Annotated in this window: 16 protein-coding genes and 1 riboswitch; of the genes, 11 read left to right on the top strand and 5 right to left on the bottom strand. The window is 60.7% G+C overall.

The annotated features are described in order from the left end of the window. Positions 1 to 165: 165 nt before the first annotated feature. Both BQ9843_RS00215 and BQ9843_RS00220 read left to right on the top strand, forming a co-directional pair. Positions 166 to 831 carry an alpha/beta hydrolase gene (locus BQ9843_RS00215; RefSeq protein WP_075843414.1) on the top strand — a complete coding sequence of 222 codons (666 nt, stop codon included), beginning with the start codon at positions 166 to 168 and terminating at the stop codon, positions 829 to 831. A 144-nt stretch (positions 832 to 975) separates the two neighbouring features. Further along, on the top strand, positions 976 to 2733 hold the full coding sequence (locus BQ9843_RS00220; RefSeq protein WP_075843415.1) for a carbohydrate-binding domain-containing protein: 1758 nt from the start codon (positions 976 to 978) through the stop codon (positions 2731 to 2733). A gap of 113 nt (positions 2734 to 2846) precedes the next feature. On the opposite strand, the gene BQ9843_RS00225 is transcribed toward BQ9843_RS00220, so the two are convergent. After that, positions 2847 to 3743 carry a LysR family transcriptional regulator gene (locus BQ9843_RS00225; protein ID WP_040220049.1) on the bottom strand — a complete coding sequence of 299 codons (897 nt, stop codon included), beginning with the start codon at positions 3741 to 3743 and terminating at the stop codon, positions 2847 to 2849. Between the two features lie 96 nt (positions 3744 to 3839). Continuing rightward, a riboswitch (TPP riboswitch) is annotated at positions 3840 to 3950 on the top strand. Positions 3951 to 4002: 52 nt separating this feature from the next. Between BQ9843_RS00225 and BQ9843_RS00230 the strand changes: the two genes are divergently transcribed. The 3 genes from BQ9843_RS00230 to BQ9843_RS00240 are packed head-to-tail and all read left to right on the top strand — an operon-like array spanning position 4003 to position 5850. Next, positions 4003 to 4842, top strand: a complete 840-nt coding sequence (locus tag BQ9843_RS00230) for a hydroxyethylthiazole kinase (protein ID WP_075843416.1) — start codon at positions 4003 to 4005, stop codon at positions 4840 to 4842. Next, entirely contained in the window at positions 4843 to 5151 is a 309-nt protein-coding gene (locus BQ9843_RS00235; RefSeq protein ID WP_075843417.1) for a thiamine-binding protein, read from the top strand. It begins immediately after the preceding gene. A gap of 3 nt (positions 5152 to 5154) precedes the next feature. Then, positions 5155 to 5850 carry a thiamine phosphate synthase gene (locus BQ9843_RS00240; protein ID WP_075843418.1) on the top strand — a complete coding sequence of 232 codons (696 nt, stop codon included), beginning with the start codon at positions 5155 to 5157 and terminating at the stop codon, positions 5848 to 5850. A 117-nt stretch (positions 5851 to 5967) separates the two neighbouring features. Here BQ9843_RS00240 and BQ9843_RS00245 read toward each other — a convergent pair whose 3' ends face one another. Beyond that, entirely contained in the window at positions 5968 to 6987 is a 1020-nt protein-coding gene (locus BQ9843_RS00245; RefSeq protein ID WP_143327590.1) for a helix-turn-helix transcriptional regulator, read from the bottom strand. Between the two features lie 112 nt (positions 6988 to 7099). Then, positions 7100 to 7978 (bottom strand): patatin-like phospholipase family protein, encoded by an 879-nt coding sequence (locus BQ9843_RS00250; protein ID WP_195906583.1) that lies wholly within the window; start codon positions 7976 to 7978, stop codon positions 7100 to 7102. Between the two features lie 106 nt (positions 7979 to 8084). On the opposite strand from BQ9843_RS00250, the gene BQ9843_RS00255 reads away from it, so the two are divergent. From BQ9843_RS00255 to BQ9843_RS00265, 3 genes are all read left to right on the top strand, one after another. Beyond that, a complete protein-coding gene (locus BQ9843_RS00255) occupies positions 8085 to 8708 on the top strand; it encodes a flavodoxin family protein (RefSeq protein WP_075843420.1) in 624 nt (207 codons plus the stop codon). Positions 8709 to 8777: 69 nt separating this feature from the next. Beyond that, the gene (locus tag BQ9843_RS00260) at positions 8778 to 9119 is read left to right on the top strand and encodes an arsenate reductase family protein (protein ID WP_075843480.1); all 342 of its coding nucleotides are present in this window, start codon (positions 8778 to 8780) and stop codon (positions 9117 to 9119) included. A 183-nt stretch (positions 9120 to 9302) separates the two neighbouring features. Next, complete coding sequence (locus tag BQ9843_RS00265) at positions 9303 to 10433, top strand: GTP-binding protein (protein WP_075843421.1); 1131 nt, start codon at positions 9303 to 9305, stop codon at positions 10431 to 10433. Positions 10434 to 10528: 95 nt separating this feature from the next. On the opposite strand, the gene BQ9843_RS00270 is transcribed toward BQ9843_RS00265, so the two are convergent. After that, positions 10529 to 13021 (bottom strand): excinuclease ABC subunit UvrA, encoded by a 2493-nt coding sequence (locus BQ9843_RS00270; protein ID WP_143327591.1) that lies wholly within the window; start codon positions 13019 to 13021, stop codon positions 10529 to 10531. A gap of 83 nt (positions 13022 to 13104) precedes the next feature. Beyond that, positions 13105 to 15102: a GTP-binding protein gene (locus tag BQ9843_RS00275; protein WP_075843423.1), complete on the bottom strand. Its 1998-nt coding sequence runs from the start codon at positions 15100 to 15102 to the stop codon at positions 13105 to 13107. A gap of 524 nt (positions 15103 to 15626) precedes the next feature. Between BQ9843_RS00275 and BQ9843_RS00280 the strand changes: the two genes are divergently transcribed. The 3 genes from BQ9843_RS00280 to pflB all read left to right on the top strand — a co-directional run bounded on the left by BQ9843_RS00280 (position 15627) and on the right by pflB (position 19689). Beyond that, on the top strand, positions 15627 to 16280 hold the full coding sequence (locus BQ9843_RS00280; RefSeq protein WP_230205504.1) for a Crp/Fnr family transcriptional regulator: 654 nt from the start codon (positions 15627 to 15629) through the stop codon (positions 16278 to 16280). A 356-nt stretch (positions 16281 to 16636) separates the two neighbouring features. Further along, complete coding sequence (pflA, locus tag BQ9843_RS00285) at positions 16637 to 17368, top strand: pyruvate formate-lyase-activating protein (protein WP_083647847.1); 732 nt, start codon at positions 16637 to 16639, stop codon at positions 17366 to 17368. A gap of 50 nt (positions 17369 to 17418) precedes the next feature. Then, positions 17419 to 19689 (top strand): formate C-acetyltransferase, encoded by a 2271-nt coding sequence (gene pflB / locus BQ9843_RS00290; RefSeq protein ID WP_022386279.1) that lies wholly within the window; start codon positions 17419 to 17421, stop codon positions 19687 to 19689. Positions 19690 to 19857: the final 168 nt, after the last annotated feature.

Consider the following 19857-nt stretch of genomic DNA (forward strand, 5'->3'; position numbering starts at 1 on the left):
CTCGCTCTTTTTTCGTCAAGAAACAGCGCTCATTCGCATGATTATCCGCCACTTATCTCAAAATGTACGATTTGCCGCCATTCATCCCCGCGACAAAGGGCCCATCCCCTGGACATGGCACAATCGATATGCCCAGCATCACCCTTTGTCGCAAAGGAGCCACACATGGCAGCATGCGAAAAACAGGTCGCCATATACCCCGCACCCAACGCGGGGGCGCCCATCGTGTACCTGCCCGTTGTCGCGGGAATGGGAGACGACGTTCTCCAGTGCTGTTGTGACCTGGGCTGTCTTCCGTTCACACTTGTGGCTATCGGCGGGCTCGATTGGAACCGCGAGCTCTCCCCTTGGCCCTGCGACGCCATCACGGCGGCCAGCGAGCCATTTGCTGGAGAAGCCGCGGCCTTCCTACATGAACTTACGCGCAAGATCATTCCCTCGATCGAAGCACCCCTCGCCGTTCCCCCACGCCTCCGCGCTATCGCCGGTTACTCGCTCGCCGGGCTCTTTGCCCTGTGGGCATGCTGCAAAACCGATCTGTTTAGCCGAGCGGCAAGCATCTCGGGCTCGCTGTGGTTTCCCGGTTTTGCCGAGTACCTCGACGAGAATCTTCCTCAAGGTGCCCTCGACGTCGCCTACCTCTCCTTGGGCAAAAAGGAGCACAAGACCCCCAACCGAATGATGCGCAAGGTGCTCGCCGACACCAAACGCTGCGAGCAGACCCTGCAAGACCGCGGCGCCAAAACGCTCTTTGAGTGCAATCCCGGCAACCACTTTAGCGAGCCGGCCCTACGAAGTGCGAGGGGCATCGCTTGGATGCTCGCACAATAAGGGTCGTGCGGTTTTCTTTGGACTTCAAGCGCCTGAGCTTGCATAAAATTGGCCATATTCGTTCCCAAATGGCACTATCGGCCGCACCCGTTGGCGCGTACGCTCAAAGCAGCGGTGCACACCATATGAGAGATGGGAACAGCCATGACCACGTTCACGACCCCCACCAAGCATGACCGTCCTGCAGGAGCGCACTTTGCCGATCTCCGCCCGCGCCACCGTGCCGTGCTCGCACGCGGGAGCTGGCGCCGCGTGACCCGCCGTATCGTCTGCAGCTTGGCCTGTGCGCTCACGGTGAGCTCGTTGCTCATGCCGAGCATCTCGCTTGCCGCCGAATGGATCGACGTCGGCGGCACCCAGTACAACGCCGGCACCGCGGCAGGCGACGACGCCGGCACCTGGTCATGGGATGGCGCCGACGATATGAAGCTCAACGGCTATGACGGCGTTGCGATCCAGGCCGAGGGCAAGCTCAACGTAAGCTACTCGGGCAATAACACCGTCACCAACGAGAACGGCCGCGGCATCTTGGTTATGGATGGTAATGCCGAGAACGCCGAGCTCAACATTCAAGGTGATGCATCTAGCACGCTCAACGTGACATCTTCTGGCGACGCCATCATGTCCGATGGCGACATCAACATCGACGGTGCTGGCACCGTCAACGCCACGAGTACCGAGCACGACGCTATCGATGCCAAGGGTGATCTCACCATCAAGGGTTCGGGCAACGTCAACGCCACGGGTGATTCGGATGGCATCAGGGCCGACGGCGACATCACGATCGACAATAGCGGAACCGTCACCGCCAAGGCTACCGAGGATCAAGGAATCGATGCCAAGGAAAACCTCACCATCAAGGGCGGCGGCACGGTAGAGGCAAGCTCTGTCGAGGACGTAGCGATTTGGGCTGGCGGCAACATCGAGATTTCGGGCGGCAGCCAGGTCAAGGCAAGCTCCGAGGAAGACTATGCCGTTAAGGCCATAGGCGGCCTCACGGTCACAAATGCCTCCCTTAACGCGCATGGTGTTGGATATGGCATCTATGCCTATAAGGGCATCACGCTCGACCACGCGACCGTGACGGTCCGCGCGGCCGCAGAACGCGACGGTGTCAGCGCCCTCTTCACCGATGAGGACGACATCGTCATCAAGAACGGCTCGATCGTGGATGCGTTCGCAGAGGGCGAATTCTCGACTGCGATTTCCACCAGAAACTACAACCCCAACGAAGCGGGTGGTCACATCTACATTAGCGACTCCGTTGTCAAGGCTATAGCCCGCTATATCGAGACCGGCGGCGATGGCCCCGACTGCTACAGTGGAAACCAGGATGGCGAGATCACCCCTGAGCGCAGGGGCGTGAACATCGGCATCTTTGCTCAGACCAGCGAGGGCATCACGCCCGCGACCATCTCGATCGTCCGCAGCAAGGTCACGGCCGAGGGAGACACGGCGGCAATCTTCGCCCTTGCCATGAGCGCGGACGGCAAGGCGATCGGCACCATCGAGATCGAAGGCGCCGGCATCCTGACGCCTGAAGGCGGCAAAGTCATTGACTATCGCCACAAAGAAGAGCTCAGTGACGGCACCGTCTACGAGGCAGGCCAAGCCATTGGCACAGGCGACGCCGTGGTTGATTCCCCCTACGACGATGCCATCGCCAAGAGAGCCGTCATCGCACCGTCTACGAGGCAGGCCAAGCCCGAGGATTCCAAGCCTGATTCCAAGCCTGAGGGCACAAAGACGACCAAGACCGTTGCGACCGCAACCGTGGGAGCCAAGACCGTCGGCAAGCTCGCAGCAACCGGCGACACCTCGGGCGCAACCATCGTAGCGACCGCCCTTGCGGGAGCAGCCGCTATCGCCGCGGGTGCCGTGGCGAGCCGTAAGCGCTCGTAGCGCACAACGGGGCGTACGCCCGAAAGGTGCCAAGCATCGCTCCCTCTCCATGTGGAAGCGGCCGCCGGAGCTCCCCCTCCGGCGGCCGCGCTTTCTATCCCGGCCAACGCCATCTAGATGTGACGCCGCAGCGCCTCGACATACGCCTCGCCATAGCGCGTGAGCTGTGAGTTCTTTCGCGTGATAACGCCTATCTCCATATACTCGTCCACATCGAGCGGCACAGCGACAATACCCTCGCCGTTGAGCTCGGCCGAGATGACGCCCGAGCAAACGGTATAGCCGTCCAAACCGATTACCAGGTTGAACAGTGTGGCACGGTCGCGCACGCGAATGTTCTTGGCGCGATCCAAGGTGGAGAGAATCTCCTCGGAGAAGTAAAACGAGTTGTAATCCCCCTGCTCGTAGGAGAGATAGGGGTAGTCCTGCAAGTCGTCGAGGGTGACGCTGCTGCGTCCCGCCAGCGGATGCGATGACGAAAGGAACACGTGCGGCTCGGCACGGAAAAGCGGCGCGAACTCCAGCTCGTTTTGACGCAGCATCTTCTCGATCACCTCGCGATTGCGCGAGCTCAAATACAAGATGCCCAACTCGCTTTTCATATGCGAGACGTCCTCGATAATCTCGTGCGTCTGTTCCTCGCGCAGGGTAAAGTCGTAGCGCGCAGCATCAAACTGACGAATCACGTCGACAAACGCATTGACCGCAAACGAGTAGTGCTGACACGAGACAGAGAAATGCGGCACTTGGCGCGCCTCGCCGCAGTAGCGTTCCTCGAGCAGATCGACCTGCTCGAGCACCTGGCGCGCATACCCTAAAAAGGTCTCGCCCTCCTCGGTCACCACCACGCCCTTGTTAGAGCGCTCAAAGATGGTAACCCCCATCTCGGCCTCGAGCTCACGGATTGAGGCGGTGATGGACGGCTGCGAGACAAACAGGCGGCGCGAGGCCTCGGTGATGTTGCCGCACTCGGCAACCTTGACGGCATAGATGAGCTGCTGCAGTTTCATGGGCGCGCCCTTCGTGAGGTTTCTTATGCATATTGGTTTCCTTATCGTACAACGCAACGGCGCAAACCCGCCTCATGGAGTACCATGTATGCCACAGATTCGATGCAGGGGTGCCGCCGCGTGCGCGCGAGCAGGCTGAGAGGGCATGTGCCCAACCCTTTGAACCTGTCAGTTAGCGCTGGCGTAGGGAGCATGTCCTCATGGTTTTGGGACACTGTAGCTTTACGTGCAGCATCCCCAAAAGCCTAGGGAGGCATGCATGATCGAAAAGAACCAGATCGAAGCCGCCGTTGCGGCCGCCGCACGCAAGGTGCGCGAGACCAACCCCATGGCGGGTTCCATCACCAACACCGTAACCATCGACTTTGTGGCAAACGCCCAGCTCGCCGTTGGCGGCTCGGCAGCCATGGTCTATCTGCCCGACGAGGGCGAGGCCCTCGTGGCAGCCGGCAACGCCGTGTATCTCAACATGGGAACGCTCTTCCCCATTTATGAACAAACTATCCCCGCAACGGCCAAGGCCGCACACGACGCCGGCAAGGCATGGGTGCTCGACCCGGTAGGCCTGGGCATTGGCGGCCTGCGCACCAAGCTGCTCGAAGAGCTCAAACCCTACAAGCCCACCATCGTTCGCGGCAACGCCTCCGAGATCATCGCTCTCGCAAGTCTGTGGGAGCTCCTTGGCGCCGAAGACGCCCTCGACCGTCCTCGCGGCGTGGACACCACCGACGGCGTTGACGCCGCACGCGAGGCCGCAGTCGCGCTCGCCCGCTACACGGGTGGTGCCGTGGTAGTCTCCGGCGAGGTCGACCTTGTGACCGATGGCACCACCGTCGTGCGCTCGCACGGAGGCAGCGAGCTCATGTCCAAGATCACGGGCTGCGGCTGCTCCCAGGGCGGCGTGCTTGCCGTCTACGCCACCTGCGCCGACGCCTTTACCGCGGCGGTCGCCGGCACGGCCCACTACAACCTCGCCGGCACGCGCGCCGCAGCCGTGGCCACCGCGCCCGCAAGCTTCAAGGTCGCTTTTATCGATGAGCTCTACCGCGCCACGGGCGAAGAGATCGCCGCAAACCCGATGTGCGTCGAGGAGGCCTAGATGAACACGCTTATCGCTGTCGCCATCGCACCCTGCGGCACGGGCGACGAGCTATCTGCCGAGGTGGCAGAAGTCGTACGCGTCATCCGTGAGTCCGGCCTTCCCAGCCGCACGACCTCGATGTTCACCGAGATTGAAGGCGAATGGGACGAAGTCATGCAGGTGGTCAAGGATGCCACCTTTGTCTTGGCAGAAAAGGGCGTTCGCACCGAGGTCGTGCTCAAGGCAGATGTGCGACCGGGCTTCGATCACATGATGGACGGCAAACTGGAGCGTCTGGACGCCCAGCTCAAAGCACAGGAGGCATAGACCATGACCATGCGCGACAATCTGGATATCTCGGCATACCTGGTACTGGGACCCGAAAACACCCTGGGACGTCCCGTTGCAGACGTGGTGGAGCAGGCCCTCGATGCCGGTTTTACCTGCATGCAGATTCGTTCCAAGGTCTGCTCCGTGCGCGACCTCATCGAATACACGGCACAAGCGGCAGATGTCATCGCCCGCGCAGGCAAGAGCGACCAGGTGGCGCTGCTCATCGACGATCGCCTCGATGCAGTGCTTGCCGCCCGCGAGCGCGGCATCAAGTGCGATGGCGTGCATGTGGGCCAATCCGACATCCCCGTGGACGTGTGCCGCAAGCTTCTGGGACCCGACGCCATCGTGGGCCTCTCCGCCCGCTGCGAGGAGATGCTCGAGTACGTGAAGACAGCGGACATGAGCCTTGTCGACTACCTGGGCGTCGGTCCCCTGCATGAGACGGCGACCAAAAAAGACGCCGGACTCACCTCCGATGGCAGCATCGTCACGCAGGATTTCGACGACCTGCGTGCCCTGCACGAGGTCAGCCCGCGGCCCATCGTGGTTGGCGGCGGCGTGAAGGCAGCAGATCTGCCCGCCCTCAAGGCCACGGGCGTCGAGGGGTTCTTCGTCGTCTCCGCAGTCTGTAGCGCGCCCGATCCGCACGCCGCAGCGGCAGGGCTCGTTGAGACTTGGCGTCAAGCATAGAAAACGCAGGACAGGCAGCCCATACACATCATTGGGGTCATCGGCACAGCTCGATGGCCCCTTTTTGTTCATGTAAGCCTGCCGGGACGCTCTCGCCGGCGATACCGAGCGTGCCTCTTACAGCAGCATAAACTGCCTTAATGCAGCACGGCTCGAAATGCCCAATTTGGCATAGGCGCTCGACAGGCGGTTCTTTACCGTCCCACGCGATATCTGCAGATGGGCAGCGATTTCGTCGTTTGTCCACCCGCGACAGGCCAACATGGAGATAGCGAATTCCGTCGTCGTCAGATTGTCCGCAACGCTTGCCCCCGCTGTGGGGTTATGGACGCTGCGCCAACCGCGGCTAAAGCGGTCGGTAATCTTGATGATGCGCGCAAGGTCCTGCGGGAAGTCTTTTTTGAGACACGATTCGAGCACGCCTTGCAAAAGCCCATGGTGTTCACCGAGCATCTCAATCAAATCGTCGGGCTGCGCTATATGCCAGGCACGTATGAAATGCGCCTTGGCACGATCGGTATCATGCTGGTTGATCCACCCCACAGCAGTCATCACGTGCAAAAAGATCTCCGCCACAGGATAGCTCCCCTGCTTCATCGACAAGGCGTTTTCGGCCATGCCCACGCAGCGCCCGTAATCGCCCTCAAGGTAGGAGCGATGCGCCAGCGCATACGTCGCAAACAGGCGCAAGCCCTCGGGAAGCAGCGCGGCATATGAGTTGAATTCCTCCCGCGATACCGGAGAGGGAAAATGCAGTAGCACGCAGGCACTCGCCGCAAAGAGCATATACGAGGCACGAGCACGCGGATTCTCGGTAACGCGCGGGTCTTTCCCCGTCTCCTCAAGGTATTTCAAACAACGGCGCGCCGCCATGGAGCGATTAAGCGACAGGTTCGCATAGGAGCAAATCAGGCACGCCGAAAGCCGAAGCGACAGATCCTCCGAGGTCAGATAGGGTTCTGCCAGGCGACAAGCATCATCGGGAAGACCCCGATAATAGAACGCCTCGGCATGTGCAATGGCCCCAAAACCGTCCTTGGGCATCTGGGCAAGCGTGTAATCGAGCATCCCCGATTCAAACGCCGAGCACATAAGCGGCATGGGGAATCGCCAAGAGTCGTCTTGTATCTGGCTCACGGCAACCTCCCCTCGCGTTCATCGCGTACCCAAATGATAAACCGCGAAGAATCACGCCGGCTGGACGTCCGGCTCGAAATCAAAGTTTATTCTATGCCGCAGGCATCGAATATTACGCAAAGAATGTCTGCAAACCATCGAGCGTGCGCAGCGCGTCGGCACGCCCCACTTCGTATATCTCCTCGAGCTTTTGCGGGTCTTTACATATGGCGGGTACGCTTACGTCCCGACTGGGGCGGATCACAAATAATGTCCCCTCGCGCTCAAGACGCTCGATCATATCCAGGCATGCGTTGTACTGCGCGTGACGGTGCGCAAGCAACTCAACCAAGTGCGGATATCGGTGTAGCCAAAGTCGCAGGAGGGGCATCATGCGGTTGGGCTTTTTGCGATACCCTCGCGGCTGAGTAAGTACGACGGCGATCTTTTGATAGCCCTGCCCGCGCATCCATGCCACAGGAATGGAATCGGCAGCACCGCCATCTAAAAGCGCGCGGCCGTCGAGCTTCACGGGACGCGACAGCACGGGAATCGATGCCGATGCGCGAATCCACTCGATGTCGCTCGCATCACCGTGTTCGAGGTCGTGATAGACCGCCTCGCCCGTGTTGATATCGGTCGCCACCGCCGTAAAGCGCATGGGCCAGGAGCAAAATGTCTCGGTATCCACCGGGTCGAGCACGAGCGGTACTTCGCCATAGGCAAAATCGCGACTGTACAGGTCGCCTGTGCGTAGCCAGTTGCGCAAACTCGCATAGCGCGGATCGGCAGCATAGGCCGTGTTGTAGCGCAACACACGTCCGACCTGGCGGGACTTGAAATTGTATCCAAAGGCAGCACCTGCCGAGACTCCCACCGTTCCATCGGCAGTAACACCGTGCTCCATCCACACATCAAGCACGCCGGCGGTGTAGAGGCCTCGAAAGCCGCCGCCCTCGAGCACCACACCGGTACGGCGCGGCAGATCCGCAGTAGAAATCGTCTGTTGCATTCGTCCTCTTTCTCGATGCGCGACAGTATACGCCTGAGTCGCGAGCGCATACGCCTAGCAACGTGCGATAATCCAGGACATGTACACGAAATACCGGGGAGGGCCCATGAAGGTTCTATTGGTTAACGGCAGCGCCAGGGTGCATGGAAACACAGCGACAGCGCTACAGCAGATAGCGCAGACACTCGAGACCGAAGGCATCGATACCCAAATCTTCCAACTCGGTGCCGGCGCGTATCGTGATTGCATTGCCTGTAATCGATGCTCCGACCTCGATGGTCACTGCGTCTTTGACGACGATCCCGTTAACAAGTTTCTAAACCTCGCCGCCCAGGCCGACGGCTTTGTCTTTGGCACACCGGTCTATTACGCGCATCCTTCGGGACGCATCCTCTCCTTCCTTGATCGTGCTTTCTACGCCGGCGGCGCCGCCTTTGCCCACAAGCCCGGAGCATCCATCGCCGTCGCTCGCCGCGCAGGAACGTGCGCCAGCGTCGACGTGCTCAACAAGTACTTCACCATCAACCAAATGCCCGTCGTCTCCTCCACCTACTGGAACGTCGCCTTTGGAGGCGCGCCCGAAGAAGCCCTTCAAGATGCCGAGGGCATGGCAACCATGCGCAACCTGGGCCGCAACATGGCATGGATGCTCAAATGCATCGAAGCAGGGCGCGCCGCGGGCATCACCGTGCCCGAGCCGGAGCGCGCCAGGACGAACTTCATTCGTTAGCGTCCTTTCACGCTCGCCGTGCGATACCATGTCGCAAGGCAGACGCACTCCAACGAAGAGGCAGACATCGTGAACATTCAGATCTTTGGCACCAAGAAGAGCTTCGACACCAAGAAGGCGCAGCGTTATTTCAAGGAGCGCCGTATCAAGGTCCAATTCATCGACCTGCGCGAAAAGGAGATGAGCAAGGGCGAGCTACAAAGCGTGATGCGCGCCGTGGGCGGCATCGATGCGCTGCTGGACCCCAAGGCCAAAGACCAGGACGCACTGGCACTCGTGCAGCATCTAGCCGAGAGCCAGCGCTTCGACAAGCTGCTCGAAAACCAGCAGGTGCTCGCGGAGCCCATCGTGCGCAACGGACGTGCCGCCACCGTCGGCTACGCCCCCGACGTTTGGAAGACCTGGGAGTAGACACACCGTCCACGCGCAAACGCTCGTTATCGCAGCCGCAGGCAAGCCCAACCCACAGGCAGCCCGCGGCTGTTTTTTCGGCACGCACAAACCCTCTCTGTGATTTTTATCCCGCGGGCGGGTACATAAGGCGCGGTCTGTTCTAAGATTCACCTGTCAGCTGCGACTAACAAAGGAGGGCCCATGCCCAACAAGCCTGTCAAGATCGTGATGCTCACCGGCTACCTCGGTGCCGGCAAGACCACCTTACTCAACCATATCCTCGAAAACGATGGCGGTATCCGTGCCGCCGTGATCGTCAACGACATCGGCGAGATCAACGTCGATGCCGATCTTATCGCCGACGGCGGCCTTTCCGAGGCAGACGACCTCATCCCCCTCACCAACGGCTGCATCTGCTGCACGCTGTCCGAAGACCTCGCCAACCAGCTGCAGGGCATCGCCGAATCCGGCGACTTCGACTACATCATCATCGAGGCCTCCGGCATCTGCGAGCCCATCCCCATCGCCTACACCATCTCTTCCTTCTGCGACGACGCCAAGACGGACGGCGAGCCCCTGCTCGCGCTCGACAACATCGTTGCCGTGGTGGACTGCGCGCGCATGTACGACGAGTTCAACGGCGGCCGCGACCTGCTGGCCGAGAATATCGACGAGGACGACATCGAGAGCCTGCTGATCCAGCAGATCGAGTTTTGCACCACGCTCGTGCTCAACAAGACCGACACCGTGACGCCCGAGCAAATCGCCGAGCTCAAGGCCATCGTGCGTGGCCTGCAAAAGGACGCCGTGATCGTCGAGGCTGAGCAGGGCAATGTCCCCATGGACGAGCTGCTGGATACCGACCGCTTTGACTTTAGCCGCGCTTATAAGTCCGCCGCTTGGGTCGAGGCCATGGAGCATCCCGAGGAGCACGACGACCCCGAGGTTTTGGAATACGACATCGAGACCTTTGTCTACGCTCGTCGTAAGCCCTTTGACCTGGAGAAATTCACCGACTTTGTGGAGCAGGACTGGCCCGACGAAGTCATTCGCGCCAAGGGTCCGCTGTGGCAAAACGCCAATCCCGACATGTGCTACATCTTTGAGCAGGCAGGCCACCAGATGCGCCTGATGGAGAACGGCCTGTTTGTGGATTCCGCGCCCGAGGACGAAAAGCAGCAGATCATTGCCGACAATCCCGAGCTTCGTGACTATTGGGACGACGAGGTGGGCGACCGCGAGACGCGCCTGTGCATCATCGGCCGCCATATGGATAAAGATGCCGTCATCGCCGGCCTCGATGCCTGCCTGACCGATTGGCACCGCGCATAAAAGACCAAGCACCACCCATCCTTTGCGCACAGCGAGCCGCTGCGAGGAATCGCCCTCGCAGCGGCTTTTTTGCATGCAAGAATGTGTTGGAGGAACTACAGGTAGCGACCGGTAACGCTCTTGGGAAACGCTGCAACCGCAGTGGGCGTCCCCGCACAAACGATTCTGCCCCCGGCATCACCGCCGCCGGGCCCCATATCGATCACGTAGTCGGCATTGCGGATAAGGTCGAGGTCATGCTCGATCACCACAACGGTTGCGCCCTTGGAAACCAGACCGTCAAAAACGCCCAGCAGAACCTCGACATCAAGCGGATGCAAGCCAATCGTAGGCTCGTCGAACACAAAGACGGCATCGTCTTGCACGCGGCCCATCTCGCTTGCAAGCTTAAGGCGCTGAGCTTCGCCTCCCGAAAGCGCCGGCGTGGGCTCGCCGAGCGTCAAGTACCCGAGCCCCAAGTCGTGCAAGGTTTGCAAACGCGCCTGAACCTTCTTGAGACCCAGCGTCGCATCGAGCGCCTCGTCCACGCTCATGTCCATGAGCTGCGGCAGCGTAAGGAGGCTGCCATCTGCGCTCTCGCGATGAATATGCGAGGCCGCCTCGGCATAGCGCGAACCGCGGCACGCGGGACAAACGATCTCGACATCGGGCAAGAACTGCACGTCAAGCGATATCGAGCCTGTGCCATCGCACGTAGGGCAACGCAGGGACCCGGTATTGTAGCTAAAGGCGCCCGCCTTGTAACCCGCTTCTTTTGCCTCGGGCGTGCGCGCGTAGGCACGGCGAAGCTCGTCGTGGATATCGGCATAGGTCGCGACCGTCGAGCGCACGTTAGCGCCAATGGGCGTCGCATCGATAAGGTTCGCGCGAGCAATCCCCTCGGCATCGATCCAGCGTACATGGCTCGGCATGCGCTCGCCTGCTGCTTGAGCTTTGAGGGCAGGAATGAGCGTCTCGAGCACAAGTGTGGTCTTACCCGAGCCAGAAACACCCGTGACCGCCGTCAAACGGCCGCGGGGGATATCAACTTCCAGGGGCTTCACCGTATGGACCGCACCCGTCGCCATGCGAATGTGCCCATGGTCAAACAGCTCGTCTTCGGCGATTGATGGGCGCAAACGCCGAGGCAACATGTGCAAAAACGGAGCGATGCGGCTCTTGGGGGAAGCGGCCACCTCGTCGACCGTGCCCGCCGCGAGCACATTGCCACCGGCGACTCCAGCAGCAGGGCCCATCTCGACGAGATAATCGGCCTGCGTAAGCACACGCGTGTCGTGATCGACAACCACCACCGTGTTGCCGTCTGCAACCAAATCGCGCATGACGCCCACCAGGCCGTCGACATTGGCCGGGTGCAGGCCAATCGAAGGCTCGTCCAGCACATAGAGCACACCCGTGGAGCGATTGCGCACCACGCGGGCAAGCTGTACGCGCTGTCGCTCACCCGTGGAAAGCGTGGAGCCGGCACGGTCGAGCGCGAGGTAGTCCAGGCCCAGATCGACCAGGCGACGCGCCGTCGACAAAAACGAATCGCAGATATCCGTTGCCATGGGCTGCATCTCGGCGGGCAGGGACGCGGGCACGCCGCGCACCCACTCGATTGCCTCGCCCAGCGTCATGGCGGCAGCCTGTGCCAGGTCGATGCCCCGCACCTGGGGACGTCGCGCCGCGGCCGAAAGCCTCGTGCCGCCGCAATCACGGCACAGCCCCTCGCGCAGGAAACGCGCCACGCGCTTGAGCCCTTTGTCGTCCTTAACTTTGGCGAGCGCGTTTTCGACGGTATAGACCGCGTTGTAATAGGTGAAGTCAAGCGGCGTGGCACCCTCGCCGTTCTTGGGAACGTAGAGAATGTGCTTCTTCTCGGCCGGCCCGTGAAAGACGATGTCGCGCTCGGCAGGAGTCAGCTGGTTGAATGGCACATCGGTACGCACGCCCATCTCACCAGCAACCTGCTTCATGAGATCCCACATGAGCGAGCCCCAGGGAAGCACCGCGCCCTCATCGATGGTCTTGGTCTCATCGGGAACCAAACTCGCCTCGTCCACCTCGCGCGTGATACCGGTGCCGCCACAAGTCGGGCACGCGCCGCCGCTGTTGAACGCCAGGTCCTCGGCACCCGGTGCGTAGAACTCGCAACTGCACGACGGACAGACAAGAGGTAAACCCGCCGCCACGTTGAGGCTCGGCTCCACACGCGTGCCACAGTGAGGACACACGTGATGTGTGCAGCGGCTAAAGAGCAGGCGCAGACTGTTGTTGAGCTCGGTCATGGTACCAAAGGTCGAACGCACGCCCGGCACGCTGGGGCGCTGGTGCAGCGCCAAGGCTGCCGGCACGTGCAGCACCTCGTCCACCTGCGCATGTTCGGCCTGCGTAAGGCGACGGCGTGTGTAGGTGCTGAGCGCTTCCAGATAGCGGCGCGATCCTTCGGCATAGAGCACGCCCAGCGCCAACGAGCTCTTGCCCGAACCCGAGACACCGGCAATGCCCACAAGCTTGCCCAGCGGAATGTCGATATCGATATCTTTCAGGTTATGGACGTGTGCACCGCGCACCTCGATTGCATCTGGAGTCGGTTGTTCGGACATCGGACGCTCCCTCATCATTCTCATTCTCAATCATTCCCGCACGACACGCTTAACGTCGGGCCGGCCACTCCACATAGCCAGTTTTAGCGGCCAAAGAACTCGGCGTCTGCCGGGCGCCAGGGGCGGAAGGTACCAGGGTCGATACGCACGTGAGCCGTGGCTGGAACATCGTTCCATTTGACAGTGTAGCCAGCACCATGGGAGCAAAAGACCGAGTCGGGCGTGTTGGGCAGGTCGGCCTCAGGCTCGTAGGCGGCCTGCTCAATCACACGCTCGGCGTCATGGCATGGCGCGTAGCCGGAAAGCTCCAGATAAAAGCGACCGAGGCCGCTTGTATAGGCAGCAACGTCAAGCGCGTAATCCTGCACCTCAGACGCCGGAACGCGCCCACTGAGGGTCGCGCGCTCCCCTGCCATCACAGGAGGTTCGTATTCGGCGCCCATGCGCGTAAGATCGGCAAGCGCACGGCCCACGCACTCGCCTGGCACGTCGAGCTCAAAGCGATACCACGGCTCCAGCAGCACGGCGGCGCCCATCGTCTGTGCTTCCATAAGTCCCTGGCGAATGGCACGGTATGTAGCCTGGCGAAAGTCCCCGCCCTCGGTATGCTTGGCATGCGCGCGGCCACCCGTGAGCGTGATGCGCATATCGGTTATGGGCGAGCCCGTGAGCACGCCCAAATGCTCGCGCTCCATGGCATTGGTGAGTGCCAAGCGCTGCCAGTTAAGGTCGAGCTCGTCGGTCGAAGTCACGGTGCCAAACTCCACACCCGAGCCTGCCGGCAACGGTTCCAGACGCAGGTGCACCTCGGCATAATGACGCAGTGGCTCAAAGTGTCCCACGCCCTCAACCGGATGGTTAATCGTCTCTTTATAGAGAATGCCGCCCGGTGCAAAGCTGACCGCAAGGCCAAAGCGGTCGGCAAGCAAACGCTCGACCACCTCCAGCTGCACCGCTCCCATAAGCTGCAGATGGATTTGCTCCAGATGGGTATTCCAGTTCACGCCGAGCATGGGGTCCTCGTCCGCTAACTCGGAAAGCGCGGTATAGACGGCATGGACGTCTTGCTCGCCGGGAAGCACGGTATAGGTGAGAACCGGCGCGATCATCGGCGAGATTCCCGTAGGCTCCGCGCCCAAAGCATCGCCTGGCCGCACATGGGAAAGACCGGTGACGGCGCAGATGGCGCCCGCGGGAACTTCCTGCGCAAGCTCGAACCTCGAACCGTTGTAGATGCGCACCTGATCTATCTTGTCGCGCCATGCCTCGCTCGCGGCAATCCCCTCCACCAGCTGTTTTGCACGGAGAACGCCGCCGGTTACCTTGAGCCAGGCAAGGCGCTCCCCATGGTCGCCATGGCTCACTCGATACACGCGCGCGGCAAAATCGCCAGGCCAGACGCGTTCCTCGATAAGCCTGCCCATACCATCCAACAGCTCGGCCACGCCCTGGTCCTTGAGGGCCGATCCGTAAAAGCACGGAAAGAAGGCGCGCCCGCGCACCAGTCGGCAAAGCGTCGGCAGCGAGAGCGATCCCTCGCCCAGATATTCTTCGAGCGCCCGCTCATCAAGCGCGGCGGCGTCCTCTTGCGCGGGACCTTCGGACAAAAGCTCCTCGGCATCCAAACAGCCCTCACCCAAACGACGTTGCAGCTCGGCAGCGATCGCCTCACGCCCGGGGTTCTCCAAATCCATCTTGTTGACGAAGATGAACGAAGGGATGTTGTAACGGTCGAGCAGGCGCCACAGCGTCTCGGTGTGTCCTTGGACACCGTCGTTGGCGCCAACGACCAGAATCGCATAATCGAGCGCCTGGAGTGTTCGTTCCGCCTCGGCAGAAAAATCGACATGCCCCGGGGCGTCGACGAGCATGAAGCGCGTATCCCCGCGCTCGATCACTGCCTGCGAAGAGAAGATGGTGATGCCGCGCTCGCGCTCGATTGCATCGGTATCCAGGTGCGAGTCGCCGTTATCGACGCGTCCGCGGATGCGGATTTGCCCCGCGTCGAAGAGCATTGCCTCGGCAAGCGTGGTCTTACCTGCATCCACATGCGCCAAGATGCCGATAACTGCCTGCTTCATACATTTCCCCTCGCAATCCAGATTCCGTTGCGGCCATGTTGCCGCGAAGGCCGCGCGTCGAGGCCGATGCCGAGTGCCCGCGGCCATCGCCACGTCCATCGCCCACGGTAGTCGCCCGCGGCCGTCGCCGCCGTTTCACATGCCGCCCATTGTCGCACACCGCAGTGTAAACACGGGCGTTGACGCATGGCAGAACGTATCGTCAGCGTGCGGTTTCCAAATGAAGCAGAAAGTCCCGTTTAGTCGGTACCATCGACGCCCTAAATGGGATTTTTTGCTCCATTTGGCAGCGTGAAAACGTCGATAGAGCCGCAGCGGCACGCACCAGCCCCGCCGCGTGTGCATCAGCCCCGCCGCGCGCACCATACCGCCGACACGCCTTTTATGTGACAATAAACTCCAACGTATTACTGCGCGTAATCGGAGATGCGCATATGGATGACAAGCTGAGCATGAACCAAACCGGGCGAGTTTGCGCCGGCGCGGGCCATAACTGCGCCTTCTCGCGCGCAGGGTCATCGTGCATGGAAAACATCCGCCTGTTTGCCGACCTTCCCGCCGATGCCAAGCGCGAGCTGCTTGCCTGTTCGCGCCACTCGACACATGAAAGCGGGTCCATCATCGTGCATGAAGGCGACCCCATCGAGTCGATCATCGTCGTGCGCTCGGGGCGCATCAAGACCTACCGCACCACCCCCGGCGGCAAGGAATATGTTCTCGACGTGCTGCATGACGGCCAGGCTCTCTGGTATGGCATGTTCCTCAAAGACCATATCTACCACTATTCCGTTGAATGCCTCACGCGCGTGCAGCTGTGCCGCATTCATCGCGCCGACTTCGAAACTATGCTCGCCAATCATCCCAGCGTGGCACTCGGCTTGATCCGCATGGTATGCACCGAGCTCGATCGCGCGGAAGAGAAGACCATGATGCTGGGTATCCGCAACCCGCGTCGCCGTCTTGCCGAGTACCTGCTGCTGCGCGACCACAGCTGCGTAGGCCCCGAAATCAACATGCGCCTCGAAGATATTGCCAACTCCGTAGGCCTGCGCCCCGAGACCGTCTCGCGCCACGTGGCGCAGTTTGTCCGCGAAGGCCTTGTCAAGCGCGTGGGACGAGGCAAGCTGCTCGTGCTCGATCGCGACGGACTCGCAGATGTCGCGCACCACGAGGACTAGCGAGTTCCCGGACGCGCACTGCCCGTGGGCAAATGCGAAAGCCACCTCCCCGCCACGTATTCATCTGGAAGCGCGCTTTCGCCCGTTTCATCACTGCACCATCCCGGTGGCGTCGCCCAAAAGCACCCGCCAAAATCCGCTATCTACCTGTGAACATTGTTCATATGGTCATTTCTCTAACGAATCTCCACGCCGCCTTTCCAACGCTTTAAAATTTCCTGATTTTTTCTCGTTACTTGACTCTAATCAAGGAACGCCCCTACGGGACACAGTACATTGCACTTGTACTGACGCATGCTTTGCACGGGTTCAAAAACGAAACCCGCTGCGGCACCGACGTGACGAGAGGAGCGACGATGCAGGGACGTGTTCATTCCACGGAATCATTTGGCTCGGCCGACGGCCCCGGCGTGCGCTTTATCATTTTCCTCAAGGGCTGCCCTATGCGTTGCAGCTATTGCCACAACCCCGACACTTGGGCGGCAGAAGGCGCTGAGATGATCGAAGCCGACGAGCTTCTCGATCGAGCCGAGCGCTACCGTAGCTACTGGGGTCCTGAGGGCGGCATTACCGTCTCGGGCGGCGAAGCTCTGCTTCAAACCGAGTTCGTGCTCGATCTTTTCACCAAAGCAAAAGCCCGCGGCATCAATACCTGCCTCGACACCTCGCTTGCACCATTCGCGCGCAACGAGCCGTACTTTGGCACGTTTACCAAGCTGATGGACGTGTGCGACCTGGTGATGGCAGACATCAAGCATATCGACCCCGAGGAGCACAAAAAGCTCACCGGGCGCGACAACGCCAACATCCTCGACTGCCTGCGCTACTTGAGCCAGATCGGTCAGCCGCTCTGGATTCGCCACGTGCTCGTTCCCGGCATCACCGATGTCGACGAGTACCTGTATCGCACACGCGACTTTATCGCCGAGCTGGGCGATTGCGTCAAACGCGTCGAGATTCTGCCCTACCACACGCTGGGCATCTTCAAGTGGGATGAGCTAAACATCCCTTACAAACTTCGTGACGTCGACCCCCCGACGCCCGAGCGCACCGAGCGTGCGCAAAGGATTCTACGGGGCGAGATGTAGGTAATCAACGTGCCGAACAGGGATCGGCACGAGAATGCAAGGAGGCATACATGGCACTACGCGACGAGTGGAATGGCTTTACCGGAGGTCACTGGGTGGACGACATCAACGTCCGCGACTTCATCCAGCGCAACTACACCGCCTATGATGGCGATGACTCCTTCCTGGCCGGTCCGACCGACGCGACCGACAAGCTCTGGGGCAAGGTCCAGGAGCTTCAGGCAGCCGAGCGCGCCAACAACGGCGTCCTCGAGTGTGAGACCGAGATCGTCTCTGGCCTGACCGCCTATGGCGCTGGCTACATCGATCCCGAGATGAAGGATCTGGAGCAGGTTGTGGGTCTGCAGACCGACAAGCCGCTCAAGCGCGCCTTCATGCCCTATGGCGGCATCAAGATGGCCCAGCAGGCTGCCGAGAACTACGGCTTCCATGTCAACGACAAGTACAATCAGATCTTCAACGAGTATCGCAAGACCCACAACCAGGGCGTCTTCGATGCGTACACCCCCGAGATGCGCGCCGCTCGTCACTCCCACGTCATCACCGGTCTGCCTGACACCTATGGCCGTGGCCGCATCGTCGGCGACTACCGTCGTGTCGCTCTCTACGGTATCGATCGCCTGATCGCCGGCAAGCAGGAGGACCTGCTCAACTGCGGCGGCCGCACCATGACCGACGACGTCGTGCGTGCCCGCGAGGAGATCGCCGAGCAGATCCGTGCCCTCAAGGGCATGAAGGAGATGGCCGCTGCTTACGGTTACGACATCTCTCAGCCGGCTACCAACGCCAAGGAAGCCGTCCAGTGGTTGTACTTTGGCTACCTGGCCGCCATCAAGACCCAGAATGGCGCTGCCATGTCCGTGGGCCGCGTTTCCACCTTCCTGGACATCTACATCCAGCGCGACCTTGCCGCCGGTAAGATCACCGAGGCCGAGGCTCAGGAGCTCATCGACCACCTGGTGCTCAAGCTGCGCATTGTCAAGTTCGCTCGTATTCCGTCCTATCAGGCTCTCTTCTCCGGCGACCCCGTCTGGGCCACGCTTGAGGTCGCTGGCCTTGGCCAGGACGGTCGTCACATGGTGACCAAGAACGACTACCGCTTCCTGCACACCCTGGAGAACATGGGTCCGGCTCCCGAGCCCAACCTGACGGTTCTCTACAGCAAGCGTCTGCCCGAGAACTTCCGCAAGTACGCTGCCAAGATCTCCGTCACCACCTCTTCCATCCAGTACGAGAACGACGACGTCATGCGTCCGGTCTGGGGCGACGACTACAGCATCTGCTGCTGCGTGTCTGCTACCGAGACCGGCAAGGAGATGCAGTTCTTTGGCGCTCGTGCCAACCTCGCCAAGGCTCTCAACTACGCCATCAACGGTGGTAAGGACGAGAAGTTCATGGACAAGAAGGGCAACCACATGCAGGTTGGCCCCGAGTACGCTCCTATCACGAGCGAGTACCTCGAGTACGACGAGGTCATGCACAAGTTCGATCTGATGATGGACTGGCTGGCCGACCTGTACGTCAACATCCTGAACCTCATCCAGTACATGCACGACAAGTACTACTATGAGGCCGCCGAGATGGCTCTCATCGACACCAACGTGCGTCGTACCTTCGCCACTGGCATCGCCGGCTTCTCTCACGTGGTCGACTCCATCAGCGCTATCAAGTACGCCAAGGTCAAGACCGTCCGTGACGAGCAGGGCATTGTTGTTGACTACGAGGTCGAGGGCGACTTCCCCAAGTACGGCAACGACGACGAGCGCGCCGACGACATCGCCGTGTGGCTGCTGAAGACCTTCATGAAGAAGATCGCCAAGCATCACACCTATCGCAACTCCGAGCCCACCACCTCCATCCTTACCATCACCTCCAACGTGGTGTACGGCAAGGCTACCGGTGGCACCCCCGACGGCCGCAAGGCATTCACCCCGTTTGCCCCGGGCGCTAACCCCGCTTACGGTGCTGAGCAGAACGGCCTGCTTGCCTCCCTCAACTCCGTGGCCAAGCTCCCCTACGAGTACGCTCTGGACGGCATCTCCAACACGCAGACCATCAACCCGTCTGCTCTTGGCAACGATGACGAGCAGCGCGTGACCAACCTTGTGAACGTCATGGACGGTTACTTCGCCAACGGTGCTCACCACCTCAACGTCAACGTCTTTGGCGTCGAGAAGCTCAAGGACGCTATGGAGCATCCCGAGAAGCCCGAGTACGCCAACTTCACCATCCGCGTCTCCGGCTACGCTGTTAAGTTCATCGACCTTACCCGTGAGCAGCAGCTCGACGTTATCGCTCGTACCTGCCACGACCACATGTAAGATTCGCTGCCTATACCAGCACGTCTTCATGCAAAAGGCTCCTGTGCATAAGCGCGGGAGCCTTTTTTCGGTTCGATATCAGATATAGAAAGGCGTCCCCGACACCACGAGGACATCGGGGACGCAACATCATCTATAAGGCAAAACGCGGCACAGAAGCGCGCACCA

Origin of the sequence: Collinsella bouchesdurhonensis (genome assembly GCF_900155365.1) — a bacterium.
Taxonomy (GTDB): Bacteria; Actinomycetota; Coriobacteriia; order Coriobacteriales; family Coriobacteriaceae; genus Collinsella; species Collinsella bouchesdurhonensis.

Excerpts from the sequence above, each read along its gene's own strand:
- BQ9843_RS00215 (WP_075843414.1), top strand. The coding sequence starts at position 166 with ATGGCAGCATGCGAAAAACAGGTCGCCATATACCCCGCACCCAACGCG.
- BQ9843_RS00220 (WP_075843415.1), top strand. The coding sequence starts at position 976 with ATGACCACGTTCACGACCCCCACCAAGCATGACCGTCCTGCAGGAGCG.
- BQ9843_RS00225 (WP_040220049.1), bottom strand. The coding sequence starts at position 3,743 with ATGAAACTGCAGCAGCTCATCTATGCCGTCAAGGTTGCCGAGTGCGGC.
- BQ9843_RS00230 (WP_075843416.1), top strand. The coding sequence starts at position 4,003 with ATGATCGAAAAGAACCAGATCGAAGCCGCCGTTGCGGCCGCCGCACGC.
- BQ9843_RS00235 (WP_075843417.1), top strand. The coding sequence starts at position 4,843 with ATGAACACGCTTATCGCTGTCGCCATCGCACCCTGCGGCACGGGCGAC.
- BQ9843_RS00240 (WP_075843418.1), top strand. The coding sequence starts at position 5,155 with ATGACCATGCGCGACAATCTGGATATCTCGGCATACCTGGTACTGGGA.
- BQ9843_RS00250 (WP_195906583.1), bottom strand. The coding sequence starts at position 7,978 with ATGCAACAGACGATTTCTACTGCGGATCTGCCGCGCCGTACCGGTGTG.
- BQ9843_RS00255 (WP_075843420.1), top strand. The coding sequence starts at position 8,085 with ATGAAGGTTCTATTGGTTAACGGCAGCGCCAGGGTGCATGGAAACACA.
- BQ9843_RS00265 (WP_075843421.1), top strand. The coding sequence starts at position 9,303 with ATGCCCAACAAGCCTGTCAAGATCGTGATGCTCACCGGCTACCTCGGT.
- BQ9843_RS00270 (WP_143327591.1), bottom strand. The coding sequence starts at position 13,021 with ATGTCCGAACAACCGACTCCAGATGCAATCGAGGTGCGCGGTGCACAC.
- BQ9843_RS00275 (WP_075843423.1), bottom strand. The coding sequence starts at position 15,102 with ATGAAGCAGGCAGTTATCGGCATCTTGGCGCATGTGGATGCAGGTAAG.
- BQ9843_RS00280 (WP_230205504.1), top strand. The coding sequence starts at position 15,627 with ATGGAAAACATCCGCCTGTTTGCCGACCTTCCCGCCGATGCCAAGCGC.
- pflA (WP_083647847.1), top strand. The coding sequence starts at position 16,637 with ATGCAGGGACGTGTTCATTCCACGGAATCATTTGGCTCGGCCGACGGC.
- pflB (WP_022386279.1), top strand. The coding sequence starts at position 17,419 with ATGGCACTACGCGACGAGTGGAATGGCTTTACCGGAGGTCACTGGGTG.